Origin of the sequence: Marinigracilibium pacificum, from assembly GCF_012926615.1 — a bacterium.
GTDB lineage: Bacteria > Bacteroidota > Bacteroidia > Cytophagales > Cyclobacteriaceae > Mangrovivirga > Mangrovivirga pacifica.
The window spans coordinates 33,308-46,570 of sequence record NZ_JABBNU010000013.1 but is presented as its reverse complement, the minus strand read 5'-3'; the positions used below and the strand labels follow the sequence as shown (position 1 = coordinate 46,570).

11 protein-coding genes and 1 tRNA gene are annotated in these 13,263 nt (G+C 35.0%); 1 reads left to right on the top strand and 11 read right to left on the bottom strand.

All coding sequences use genetic code 11. From position 1 onward, the window contains the following. Nucleotides 1-201 precede the first annotated feature (201 nt). The 4 genes from pnp to HH304_RS18705 all read right to left on the bottom strand — a co-directional run bounded on the left by pnp (nucleotide 202) and on the right by HH304_RS18705 (nucleotide 5,230). Nucleotides 202-2,355, bottom strand: coding sequence for a polyribonucleotide nucleotidyltransferase (gene pnp / locus HH304_RS18720; RefSeq protein WP_169684816.1), 2,154 nt, complete (start codon nucleotides 2,353-2,355; stop codon nucleotides 202-204). 110 nt (nucleotides 2,356-2,465) lie between these two features. Next, nucleotides 2,466-2,741 carry a 30S ribosomal protein S15 gene (gene rpsO / locus HH304_RS18715; protein WP_169684815.1) on the bottom strand — a complete coding sequence of 92 codons (276 nt, stop codon included), beginning with the start codon at nucleotides 2,739-2,741 and terminating at the stop codon, nucleotides 2,466-2,468. 60 nt (nucleotides 2,742-2,801) lie between these two features. After that, nucleotides 2,802-4,766 carry an LptF/LptG family permease gene (locus HH304_RS18710; RefSeq protein ID WP_169684814.1) on the bottom strand — a complete coding sequence of 655 codons (1,965 nt, stop codon included), beginning with the start codon at nucleotides 4,764-4,766 and terminating at the stop codon, nucleotides 2,802-2,804. An 80-nt stretch (nucleotides 4,767-4,846) separates the two neighbouring features. Then, nucleotides 4,847-5,230, bottom strand: a complete 384-nt coding sequence (locus HH304_RS18705) for an START-like domain-containing protein (protein WP_169684813.1) — start codon at nucleotides 5,228-5,230, stop codon at nucleotides 4,847-4,849. Nucleotides 5,231-5,345: 115 nt separating this feature from the next. Here HH304_RS18705 and HH304_RS18700 point away from each other — a divergent pair. After that, nucleotides 5,346-5,419, top strand: a tRNA-Met gene (locus HH304_RS18700). 383 nt (nucleotides 5,420-5,802) lie between these two features. Here the strand turns inward: HH304_RS18700 and HH304_RS18695 are convergent. The 7 genes from HH304_RS18695 to HH304_RS18665 form a co-directional block, all read right to left on the bottom strand. Then, complete coding sequence (locus HH304_RS18695; protein ID WP_169684812.1) at nucleotides 5,803-6,273, bottom strand: pyrophosphohydrolase domain-containing protein; 471 nt, start codon at nucleotides 6,271-6,273, stop codon at nucleotides 5,803-5,805. 57 nt (nucleotides 6,274-6,330) lie between these two features. Continuing rightward, nucleotides 6,331-6,675: a 50S ribosomal protein L20 gene (gene rplT / locus HH304_RS18690; protein ID WP_169684811.1), complete on the bottom strand. Its 345-nt coding sequence runs from the start codon at nucleotides 6,673-6,675 to the stop codon at nucleotides 6,331-6,333. Nucleotides 6,676-6,762: 87 nt separating this feature from the next. Continuing rightward, nucleotides 6,763-6,957 carry a 50S ribosomal protein L35 gene (rpmI, locus tag HH304_RS18685; protein ID WP_169684810.1) on the bottom strand — a complete coding sequence of 65 codons (195 nt, stop codon included), beginning with the start codon at nucleotides 6,955-6,957 and terminating at the stop codon, nucleotides 6,763-6,765. A 26-nt stretch (nucleotides 6,958-6,983) separates the two neighbouring features. Further along, complete coding sequence (infC, locus tag HH304_RS18680) at nucleotides 6,984-7,538, bottom strand: translation initiation factor IF-3 (protein WP_169684888.1); 555 nt, start codon at nucleotides 7,536-7,538, stop codon at nucleotides 6,984-6,986. A 94-nt stretch (nucleotides 7,539-7,632) separates the two neighbouring features. Further along, the gene (gene thrS, locus HH304_RS18675) at nucleotides 7,633-9,588 is read right to left on the bottom strand and encodes a threonine--tRNA ligase (RefSeq protein WP_169684809.1); all 1,956 of its coding nucleotides are present in this window, start codon (nucleotides 9,586-9,588) and stop codon (nucleotides 7,633-7,635) included. Nucleotides 9,589-9,594: 6 nt separating this feature from the next. After that, entirely contained in the window at nucleotides 9,595-10,725 is a 1,131-nt protein-coding gene (locus HH304_RS18670; RefSeq protein ID WP_169684808.1) for a tetratricopeptide repeat protein, read from the bottom strand. A gap of 21 nt (nucleotides 10,726-10,746) precedes the next feature. Continuing rightward, on the bottom strand, nucleotides 10,747-13,257 hold the full coding sequence (locus tag HH304_RS18665) for a DUF5686 and carboxypeptidase-like regulatory domain-containing protein (RefSeq protein WP_169684807.1): 2,511 nt from the start codon (nucleotides 13,255-13,257) through the stop codon (nucleotides 10,747-10,749). Between the last annotated feature and the right edge of the window lie 6 nt (nucleotides 13,258-13,263).

Here is a 13,263-nt window from a genome sequence, read left to right as displayed (position 1 = left end):
ATACCGATTAAGAGAAATATTTAAATGAACTCTAATTAAAGTGCAAATTTATCAATTCCTAAATCTAGTACACAACAGAGGTTGTCAAATTATGACCAATCGAAATATTTTTGAATAATTTGAAGATTTGTCAAAATCAATAAAAAACAAAAAAAAGAGGGTTAAAATTAACCCTCTTTTAATATTCTATTATAAATTTTCTTATTCTTCTTTATTTTGTGGCCTTTCCTTTCTAGGAGGTCTTGGCAATAAAGCTTTTCTAGACAATTTAAACTTACCTGTTTTCTTGTCAACATCAAGTAACTTAACCTGAAGTTCCTCACCTATTTCAAGAACACCGTCCATTGTCTCTACTCTTTCCCATTTAATTTCAGAAATATGTAAAAGACCTTCTTTTCCTGGCATGAATTCTATAAATGCACCAAATGGCATAATTGATTTAACCGTACCAGTATATGTTTCTCCAACTTCAGGAATAGCAACAATTGCTTTTACTCTATCAGCCGCAATTTTCATTTTATCCTGATCATTAGCGAAGATATTAACTAAACCATGATCATCTTTCTCTTCAACGATAATAGTTGCACCAGACTGCTTTTGAATTTCTTGAATGATTTTACCTCCAGGCCCTATTACAGCACCAATCTGATCCAAACCAATCTTAATTGTTTCAAATCTAGGAGCATGCGCTTTATAATCATCTCTAGGCTCAGAAATTGTTTTAAGCATTTCACCTAAAATATGTAATCTTCCTCGCTTAGACTGCTCTAAAGCTTCTTTTAAAACCTCATGAGATAAGCCATCAATTTTTATATCCATTTGACAAGCCGTAATCCCTTTTTCAGTTCCGGTAACTTTAAAGTCCATATCTCCAAGATGATCTTCATCTCCAAGGATATCACTTAAAACTCTGTATTTACCTGTTTTAGGATCACTAACCATTCCCATTGCAATACCTGAAACAGGACCAGAAATAGGAATACCAGCATCCATCATAGCCATCGCACCAGCACAAACTGTTGCCATTGATGATGATCCATTTGACTCTAATATATCTGATACTATTCTAATCGTGTAAGGATTTTTATCGTGCGATGGAATAACTTGCTTAAGAGCTCTTAATGCAAGGTTCCCGTGCCCTACCTCTCTTCTACCAGGCCCTCTGTTTGGTCTTACTTCACCAGTTGAAAAACCAGGAAAGTTGTAGTGAAGTAAAAATTTGTTTGTTCCACTAAACACAGCTCCGTCAATCATCTGCTCATCAAGCTTAGTACCTAATGTACATGTAGTCAATGATTGGGTTTCACCCCTTGTGAATACAGCAGAACCATGAGCAGATGGAAGGTAATCCACTTCAGACCAAATCGGACGAATTTCATCAAATTTTCTTCCATCAAGTCTTTTACCTTCATCCAGCATCAGATTTCTACAAGCTTCTTTTTGGATATCCTTGTAATACATTCCGATCATTACTTCATCGTACTCGCTATCTTCACCAAGGCTATCAAGAAACTCTTGCTTTATACTTTTAAAAAGATCAGATCTCACATCTTTATTGGCATGTTGCTGTTTTGCAACTTCATATACCTTAGGATAAAGCTCCTGATTCATTTTCTCTCTTAATGCTTCATCATGAACTTCATGACTATATGTTCTCTTCTCAGTTGAACCTACTTCCTTTTCAAGTTCCTTTTGGATATCACACTGAACTCTAATAGCGTCGTGAGCAACCTTTAATGCCTCAAGCATTTCGTCTTCCTGAACTTCCTTCATTTCGCCTTCAACCATCATGATGTTTTCATTGGTTGCAGCAACAATCAGGTTTATATCACTTTCTTCAATTTCAGAAATAGGAGCATTTATTTTCCACTCACCATTTCTTCGACTCACTCTTACCTCTGATATAGGGCCTCCAAAAGGAATATCAGAAACCGCAAGTGCTGAAGATGCTGCCAAAGCTGCTAATGCATCCGGAGATACTTCTTCATCACTTGATATCAACTGAATCATTACTTGAGTGTCAGCATGGTAATCATCTGGAAAAAGAGGACGTAATGCCCTGTCAACTAACCTACTGATTAACACTTCGTGATCAGAAAGTTTACCTTCTCTTTTAAGAAAACCTCCAGGTATCTTTCCTGCTGCAGCAAATTTCTCTTGATAATCAACACTCAAAGGCAGGAAGTCTACCCCTTCTTTCGCTTCTTTACTAGATACTACAGTAGCCAATAACATGGTGTCACCCATACGAACGACAACAGATCCATCGGCCTGCTTGGCTAATCGCCCGGTTTCAATAGTAATTTCTCTTCCATCCGGAAGTTGGATGGTTTTTATAATCGCTTTAGGAATCATAAAGAATTAAAAATAATATTCTACAATTTTATTTGATGGAGTTCAGACTTCAGACGGGGCAATATAATAAAAAAAGAGGGAATCATATCAGACTCCCTCTCTTTTGTTCTTTATTTTCTTAAGTTAAGTTCCTTAAGAATAGCTCTATATCTCTCGATTTCGATATCTTGTAAGTAATTTAAAAGTCTTCTTCTTTTACCTACTAACCTTAAAAGACCAAGTCTAGTTGAGTGGTCCTTTTTGTTACTTTTCAGGTGGTTAGTCAAATGATTGATTCTGAATGTGAATAACGCAATTTGCGACTCAGCAGAACCTGTATCTTCTTTTGACTTTAACCGACCATGATTTTCAAAGATTTCTTGTTTCTTCTCTTTAGTTAAATACATGACTAGTTAAATTTTAAATGAGGTGCAAAATTATAGCATTAAGGTAATGTTACCAAGCTTTCACTTATTTTTAATAAACTTTTTCTTTAGACGTTTTATAGTTACCGCATAATAATCTGCATCAAACAATCTAGCATCAATACGAGCTTGTTGTAAAAAGTATATACCTAGCGGAAATAATATGATATTTGCCATCCAGGCTCCAAGGGCAGGGTTTATTAACTCTTCCTTACCCCATTTTTCACCAAAAATACTTAGCACATAATAAATTATGAAAAAGATTACAGAAACAATTGTAGGAAAACCTAAACCACCCTTCTTAATAATTGAACCCAAAGGCGCGCCAATTAAAAACATAATCACACAAGCAAAACTCATAGCGAATTTTTTATGATATTCCACTATAAATGCACGTAGCTCACCTTCTTTATCTTTAATGCTTTCGCTTTTTGATTCGATTTTACCCTTATTTTGTCTCGCTCGTGTTAAAGCTCTTCTATAAACCTGCTTCTTGGTAGAACTTACCGAAACTCTTTCCTTAAATCGTTTAAGATTCCTAGTTGTCTGATCATCTAAATCACTAATAGATTCCTCAATCATCTCTGCAGATTCAATCTCGCTGAGGCTATCTATCGTATTAAGTTCTTCCAATGAATCGATAGATTTTGAACTTACCGAATCCTTTAAGTTAATTTGAGAAAACCTATCTTCATTCCGTAGACGATCACGCTTATTCTTTATACTTTTTTCTCTTAAATCTTCACTCCTTACCCTTCTTATTGAATCGAGTTGTTCTTTTGTTAGCGGATTTATATTTTTCCCTACAGATATTGGATCTGAAACAATCCCTCCCCTTTTACCAGTATTATCATTTTTCTTTGAAGTATTTATTTTCACAGAATCATTTTTTCCTTCTAAAGAATCTTCTCTTGACTCTGATAAATCTTTTGATTCTTTCCTGGCATATCTTTCTGCTAGTGAATCTTCGATTTTTGTTGATCGTGCAATCTGAATAGAGTCAGCCCTTTTTCTTTTTAAATCTCTTATTGAATCATAATATTCTACTTGCTCTTTAAGATCTTGAGGTACTAATTCTTGCTTTACTCCATGATGAAGAAAGAATGATTTAGAATATTGATAAATACTATACTGAGTCTGACTAATATCCATTTGTATCGAATCGATATCTCCAACCAGCTGCTCTCGATTCCGCATTATCCTGTTTCTGGCAAACAACTCCTTATCAGTCCTTTGATCCAAGCCATCTATCATTGAAGACAAATCAAAAATATAATAGGTCTTCTCAAATTCAGTTTTAATAAAATCTGCGGGCTCATTTCGCCTTCTTTTTAAAACCGATTTATTAGACTCTCCATCTGCATACCTTGCCCCGTTAAACATTTCAAGTTTTAAATAACGGCCTTCATTAATGGAAATCATTCTTCCGGAATCAGCAACAGTCAAATTAGTATTCCCATTATTTTTAGAATGATCATAAATCATTAAGCCTTTTAAAAGCTCAGTCTCCTCATCCTTATCATTTATTTTAATACTGTAGTTTGGTATGCCATTATAAAAAACACCAGCCTTCAATTCCATTGAAGGTTTCTTTTGCTTTACATCCCATAACAAACTATAAGCATTTAATGCAGCACGTGGCACCAAATAATAGTTGCTATAATATGCCGCTATGGACAAAAAGATTGAAAATATAAATATTGGAAGTAAAGCTCTTACCAAAGAAATACCGGCACCTTTTATTGCAGTTAATTCAAAATGCTGTCCTAAATTACCAAATGTCATTATAGACGATAGCAAAATAGCCAAAGGCATTGCCATTGGAGTGGTTACATAAGCAAAATTCAAGAAAAGCTCAGCATAAACCTCTAACCCAAGATCTTTACCTATAATCTCATCCATGTATCGCAGTAGATGCTGTATCAATAAGATAAACACCACGATGCCCAAGGTGAGAATAAACGGCCCTATAAAAGCTTTAAAAATAAGCTTATCGATTTTTTTCATTAAGGAAGCATTTTTTCCAAAGTATGTCGCAAAAATAATGCCTTGATCCCCGGAATAAAAATATTTTATGAGTTGGATTTTTAACCGCCAACAATTTCTTTTAAGGAGCTAACCATTTGCTCCCACATTTCAAAAAGCTCTTCATCATCAAAATTACTGCTATGATCAGTAACAACTAAAAAAGTGGCTTCAGTTAATTCGTTTACTTCAAGTTTAAATTCTATATAGGAAGGCTCTTCATCTTCATCAATAAACTCATACTTAACATATACGTTAGACCGTTGCCCCGCCACCTTTGCTTTTATTTCTGAGTCATCCCAGAAAAAAAGAAAATTCTTATCTCCATCAAGCGTTACATCATCAGCAAACCATTGAGCAAGCCCTCCTGCTGTATTTAGGTATGGATAAAGCATTTTTGGCGATGCATTTATCTCAAAATCAGCGGTAAAAGTATTTTTTATCATTCATTTTAGCTTTGTTAATGTTCAAGATAGGATAAAAAAGATAAAACCAAAAAAAAATAAGTTTGAAAAATGCTTGGAGTTATAAAAATATCATCATTATATTTGCAGCCCATTTGGCGAGATAGCTCAGTTGGTTAGAGCGTCGGATTCATAACCCGGAGGTCGGGGGTTCAAATCCCCCTCTCGCTACTTTTTCTACTCTAACCACCCTATTTTTAGCCTTATTTTACACATTATGCATGCAATCGATCAGATAACTCCAGGGAATATTTTAGCATTAATTATTGGCGCTATAATAGTAGTTAGTATAATGTGGCTTTTATTTGGTAAGAAAAAAAGATAAGTATCGTTTTGAATAAGCTTTTTGTAATAATATACTGGTTGTTAATTCTAACATGTCTCTTCACATTGATGTATAGTTTCAAAATTGAAGAGAATCAATTACAGTATGTAGGAATGGCATTAGTAAGTTGGATTATTGCATTTTTGATAAACCGATTTGTAATACGGTCCAACAAAAATGAAGGAGATGAAGAAAACTAAAAAAAGCACTGTATAAACAGTGCTTTTTTTTATTTCTCTAGAATAGACTTCAAGTCAGCCGGTGAGTAATTAATAGATTTGATTGTCTTATTGTCAGACTTTCGAAAGACAAGATATTTGCCATCAACTTTCTTGAAATAGCAATCTTCATTCTTTTTCTCTTTATAATAATCTACGGTCTTTTGAGCCTCTTCTTCAGTCTCACATGCTTTACTCATGTTAGACCTCTGCACTTCATCAAATAATGCTTTAAACTTCTCCCCTAGGCCAAATTCAAGCACAGCTCCGGACAACACATACTGGATATCACAGAGTGCATCTGCAATTTCTACGATATCCTTATCTTTAATCGCTTCTTGTAGTTCTTTTAATTCCTCTGCTAACAAAGCAACACGCAGGTCACAGCGACTTTCAGCAGGGATCACAGGGTTTTCTTCAATCGGATGTTGAAAAGTCTTATGAAATTCAGCTACCTGATTTAAAGAATCTAATTTTTCCATAATCATAAAAATAAAAAGCCCTCAAATGAGGGCTTTAATAATAGAAATATTTTTTATTTATTTCAACTTATCAACGATAGCTTTGAAAGCTTCCGGATGATTCATTGCAAGATCTGCAAGAACTTTTCTATCTAATTCGATATTAGATTTTTTCAAATTACCCATGAAACGGCTGTAAGACATTCCGTGAGCTCTTGTTCCGGCGTTGATACGAGCGATCCAAAGTTTTCTGAAATCTCTTTTCTTAGCTTTACGATCCCTGTAAGCATACTGCCATCCTTTCTCGATAGCATTTTTTGCTACTGTCCAAACATTTTTTCTGCGACCAAAATAACCTTTAGCCGACTTTAGCATCTTCTTTCTTCTTGCTCTTGATGCTACGTGATTTACTGATCTAGGCATAATTTTTTGCTTTTTGAACGTTGGTGTCCGCCTTTGCGAAACTTAACTAACCAAAATTCGGGTTTAACAATTTAACCAATTATTAAATTAAATATTTAATAATTCACGTACTCTAGGTACGTCTGACTCGTGTACTAAAGCCATTTTAGTAAGGTTACGCTTCTGCTTGGTACCTTTTTTTGTAAGGATGTGGCTTTTGAAAGCATGCTTTCTTTTGATTTTACCACTACCAGTCAGTTTAAACCTTTTCTTAGCTCCAGATGTAGTTTTTACTTTAGGCATTTTACTACTTGTTTATTAATTGATTATTATTTCTTCTTTTGAGCTTTAGGAGAAACGAAAAGTGTCATTCTTTTACCCTCGAGCTTAGGCATTTGTTCTACCTTACCATACTCTTCCAAAGCTTGTGCAAATTTAAGAAGTAATACTTCGCCACGTTCTTTAAATACGATGGTCCTACCTACGAAGTGAACATATGCCTTAACTTTTGCCCCTTCTTTAAGGAAGTTCATAGCATGGTTCAGTTTGAATTTAAAGTCATGCTCATCAGTGTTCGGACCAAATCTTATCTCTTTGATCACTGTTTTCTGAGCTTTAGCTTTAATCTCCTTTTGTTTCTTCTTTTGCTCGTATTTGAACTTAGAGTAATCAATGATCTTACAAACAGGTGGATCTGCTTTTGGTGAAATCTCAACTAAGTCTAAGCCTTGCTCTTCAGCCATTTTTAAAGCTTCATCAAGTGCATAAACATCAACGTCTACGTTTTCACCTACCACACGTACCTGTCGTGCTCTGATTTTTTGATTTACTCTGTAAGGCTCTTCAACTCGTCCTCTGAAGGGCCTTTTTCCTCTTTTGGCGATATTAACCTCCTTCTTTTAAATTTAAAAATACAATTCAGGGTGCAAATATCTCAATAATTTATTTGAGTTAAAAGCAATCACCATAATAAATATATCAAGAATTCAATAATTCCTTACTTTTAACCTCATTAATGTGGTTAATAAACTCTTCAACTGTCATTGATCCAAGATCTCCCTCACCATGTTTCCTTACTGAAACCTTTCCTTCCTCTTGTTCCTTTTCTCCTGCGATGATCATATAAGGTATTTTCTTAACTTCAGCATCGCGAATTTTTCTACCGATTTTCTCATCTCGATGATCTATAAACCCATGAATATCAGTCGCTTGTAGTTGCCTATAAATTTCCTGCCCATAATCAGCAAACTTCTCACTAATAGGAAGTACGGCAATTTGTTCAGGAGCTAACCATAGTGGAAAGTTTCCTCCACAATGCTCAATTAACACAGCCACAAATCTTTCTAACGATCCAAAAGGAGCTCTATGAATCATTACTGGTCGGTGTCGTTGATTATCAGACCCAACGTATTCTAACTCGAAACGCTCAGGAAGGTTATAATCTACTTGTATAGTTCCTAACTGCCAGCTTCTTCCTAATGCATCCTTAACCATAAAATCAAGCTTAGGACCATAGAAGGCTGCCTCCCCATACTCAACTATTGTTTTTAGTCCCTTTTCATCTGCAGCTTCCTGAATTTCTCGTTCAGCTCGATCCCAAACTTCATCACCACCAATGTATTTAGTTTTGTTTTCCGGATCTCTTAACGACACCTGGGCAGTAAAGTCTTCAAAGCCCAATGCATTAAACACATATAGAACTAGATCAATAACCTTTATAAACTCCTCTTTTACCTGATCAGGCCTACAGAATATGTGAGCATCATCTTGAGTAAAACCTCTTACCCTTGTTAATCCATGTAACTCACCACTTTGCTCATATCTGTAGACAGTACCAAATTCAGCGTACCTTACTGGTAAATCTTTGTAAGATCTGGGTTTTGACTTATATATTTCACAATGATGCGGGCAGTTCATTGGCTTAAGCATAAACTCCTCACCCTCATTAGGTGTTGCAATTGGCTTGAATGAATCCTCACCATACTTTTCATAGTGTCCACTGGTAATATAAAGTTGTTTATTACCAATATGAGGCGTTACAACCGGGTCATACCCTGCTTTAACCTGAGCCTTCTTAAGAAATTCAGTTAATCTATCCCTTAATACTGCTCCTTTAGGTAACCATAGAGGAAGCCCCATTCCTACCTTCTCACTAAAAGTAAAAAGTTCAAGTTCCTTCCCTAACTTTCTATGATCTCTTTTTTTAGCTTCTTCAAGTCTCTCTAAATGCTCCTTCAATTCCTTTTGTTTAGGAAATGACACTCCGTAAATCCTTGTTAATTGCTTATTTTTTTCATCACCTCTCCAATAAGCTCCAGCAACATTCAACAACTTCACAGCTTTAACGAAACCTGTGTTTGGAATATGTGGTCCACGACATAAGTCTGTAAAATTACCCTGAGTATAGAAAGTGATAGAACCATCTTCTAACCCATCAATCAATTCCAGCTTATATTCGTCACCCTTTTCCTGATAGTATTTAATTGCATCAGCTTTACTGATATCTTTCCTTTCAAAAGTATTTTTCTCTCTTGCTAATTCAAGAAATTTATTCTCTACTTTTTCAAGATCCTGCTCACCAAATTCACGATCGCCAAAGTCTATATCATAATAGAAACCATTTTCAATTGGAGGTCCAATACCCAATTTGATGCCCGGATAGAGTGCTTCAAGAGCTTCTGCTAATAAATGAGCAGATGAATGCCAAAATGCATATTTTCCACCTTCATCATTCCACGTCAGTAGTTGTACATCAGCATCGGTTTCAATTGATCTGCCTGCATCCCACAGTTCTCCATTGACTTTAGCAGCCAGTACATTTCTTGCAAGGCCTTCACTAATGCTTAATGCAACATCCATACTGCTGGATCCTTTTGGAAACTCTTTAACAGTTCCATCAGGTAAAGTGATTTTTATCTGCTCAGTATTGCTCATTTTATATTAATTCAAATCTATATTTTTTGGTTGTAATGGCAATGAAGAAATACTATCATTTCTTAATTGCCGTTGTTTCCAGCGCAAATATAAAGCAATTTTTTCTTCAATTGCTTCCTTACCCGCTTGTGCTTCTTCATTATCCGGAAATCTTTCCAAAATCTGATTATATGTTTCAAGAGATTCTTTTGATTTCCCCAACACACTCAATGCATTAGCTTTTGATAATGATGCATCAAGCCAGACCTCATTTCTTTCAGGAACCTTATTGTAATACTGGAGTGCACTATAATATTTGCCTGTATTGACTAACCGATCTCCTGCCAGCTTATTTAATTCAGAAAAATATTTATATCTTCCTTCCAGACTATCTACTTCTTGAAAGAAATATTTTTCGTCACCGTTTGCCAATCTAGTTCTTAGATATAAATACCTTAATTCCGGATTACTTTCTAATGAAGAAGATGGAAACTGATCAAAATATTTTAACGCTTTCTTTGTATCACCTTGATCAAGGCTGATTCTAATCAATTTCATTGGGCCTGAGATTAAATTTTCATCAAGCTCAATCGATTTGTTAAACTCTGATATAGCCCTATTTGTATCTCCTTCTACAAGCGCGATTTCTCCACTTAACATATAAAATCTAGCATTCTCCGGCTGAAGCTTCTTAGCATCATCTATGCTTGATCGTGCCAAAGAAGGTTTCTCAAGACCTAGATAATTCTTAGCCATAACTGATTTAAGCTCAGGAGATAAAGGCAAAGAACTTTCGGCCTTCAAAGCAAAGAATAAAGACCGTGTTATAAACCCTTTCTCAAAAAGGATATCTGATTTGAGGAGAAAATAACTACCTTGGGTACTATCAAGGGCAATTGCTTTATCTATTTGTTGAAGTGCTTCGGTATAGTCACCATTTTCATGTAGTACTTCTGCTTTTAAGAAATAGTTCTCAGCATTATTTGGATTCAAGGCAATTCTTTCTTCCAGAATCTTGACTTTCTCTGACATTTCAGGAAATACATTCTCATCAACCCCCACAAGTCTTTCGCTACTATATTCACGTTGACAGGCTGATCCAATAATTATAACTATTGGAAGAATGATATTTATGAATTTTACTTTCCTGATGATCATTAGACCCAATGACTGTTATCACTACAGAATGAATTGAAAGCTTACTTTCACTCCAAATTTATCTACATTTGGATTATATAAATAATTCAATCGATGGTAAAAATCGACGCGAATAAATTTAAATATATTTTCAACTCCATATCCTATTTCTGCATATGGCTTATTCTTTGCAAACGTCCCGAACGTACTTACTGGTTCACCTGAAGGGGTGAATTCAGCCATTATATCAAAATTATCTTGCTCCAATGTACCATAAACCAAATTGGCATTAAATAATAATCTCCATTTTAGTTTTTTAAGTAACGGCACTCTATTTAGGATTAAGCCTTCAAAAGAATGCGAATATCTTAAAGATACAAACTGATCACTAACAAACTCGAAATTATTCATCAGGTTAAATGCTGCTGTACTATAGAAGAAGCTTTCATTACCCAAGTGAGTTTCTAGTAGTGGATAAGGTAATGCATTAAATATCTTACCTGTAGTAAGCTTATATTTTGAAGTTCCTAAACTTCCTAATCTTAGATTTTGTGAAATATCAAACCTTAATTTATGATATTCAAAATCACCTCCAAGAAAATTCGGTATTCCATAGGAATATGTAAGCACAAAGGTAGGCCATTTATAAGAACCAAGACTAATCCTTCTGTTCCCATCATAAACAAACCTTTCATCCTTAGCAAATTTAGTGGTTACTTCAATTTCATTTGTTGTCCACTCTTGCTTTATCACTCCCGGTTCTTCAGAATATATATCGTAATAAGCAAAATTGAACTGAGGGTCAAAATGTTTGTACCTTAAGGCTATTTGATGCTCAAAACTTTTCGATACCTGTCTGCTAAATTTAAAATTTCCATAAGTATTATAATATGGCCTTCTTAAAAATCCCAGTTTATTAAATGTATAAAAGACGGGGTTTGAGGAAATCTCATCCTTATCCAATCCTGTAACCTCCACATCATGCCCATACTCTCCTTCAAGAACAGTCCATTTTTGCCTGTCAAATATATATTTCACATTGGCATTGTATTTAAATCTTTCGTCTTTAAATCCATATGCCAGATAACCACCTAACACCCATTTCTCACTAAAATTAACATTAGTCCTAAGTCCTGCCCTAACTCTGAATCCTTCAAGATCATTCGCTCCTAACAGTACCGCATAAGGTCCGATATCAACTTTACCAACCTGGTAATATCCTGAAATGGCAGTCTCTACAACATCAATATAAGTTTTGACAATTGGGATATTTTTAATTGTATCAATCATTGAGTAAACATTGAGCTCAGCATCCGAAAGAGGCTCATGTCTATTGGTATCCCAAAATGAATCATCAAAATTCTTGTAATCAGGCTGTAATTCTATAGCCTGATCATAAAATTTCGATTCTCGTGGATTATTAACTGTCCAATTCTGATTTGAAATATAAAATTTTATTAACATTCCGGCAGAACCACTAGTCAACTCATCAACATCTATTGTTACTCTTGTTTTCTTTGGTAACCAAGCATCTTGTTGAGAAGGTAATAGTTCCTGTTGAATCTTTATTTTTTCAATAAAATTCAGGTTTGCAGATTTCCCAATTGTTGCATTAATCTGCTTAAGTGCATATGAATCCTTTGTAATCCACATAGTTCCTGAAAAAGCCACATCCTGAGCTCTTTTAGGTTCAAAATCAATTTGATAACAATAATATGAATCAACCATCATACTATCGATCAAATAGAAATCATAATAACTCTTCCATGAATTTGCCAAAGGAGAAACCACCTCTTTATCTACAATGGTCATCCATGAGTCATAGAAATTATATTCTTGGAAAGAAGTTCCGATAAATTGCGAGGTAAAACTTCCATCGGTCACTCCCACGCCTGTGATCTTAGTTTTCTTGATAACCTCCTTCTTAATTAATGGGTTATTCTTAACATAAAAATCACTCAATGATTCAGAAATAAATACTGGCAAAATTGGCTTACCATCTTCTCCGGCTATCCTGTCAAGACTATCAAGAACACTTGCAATCTCTTGCATCACCTTTTTCTCACGAAGCTTTTCAGATATTTTATTTACATCTACTTCAATTTTAGAATATGATTCGTATTCGTATGCCGATAGGTTTCTTTTATCATTTTTATCCTTATTTTCCATCACTTTCCTCATAATAGGAAATGAAGGGTCTTCACCTGCCTGTACAACTACTTCATCAAGTGAAACAACATCGGGCGTTAATTGAAAATTTAACGTAGTCCCTTCAGATGGGATAGCTTTTGTTCTTCCTATATAACCAATATAGCTTGCACTGATACTATCAGCTCTTGAATTTGCCTTCAGCTTATAGTATCCGTCAAAGTCAGTTGTTGTTCCAAGCGTTGTTCCGGATATTACAATATTTGCAAACGGAACAGGATCACCATTCTCCGCATCAATCACCCTTCCACTGATAGTGATCTGAGCAAATAAACCCTGGTTACTCCCAACCATAAGAATCAGGACAACTAAAAAATAGAATAATTTGGATTTATTTAATTTCATCAAACA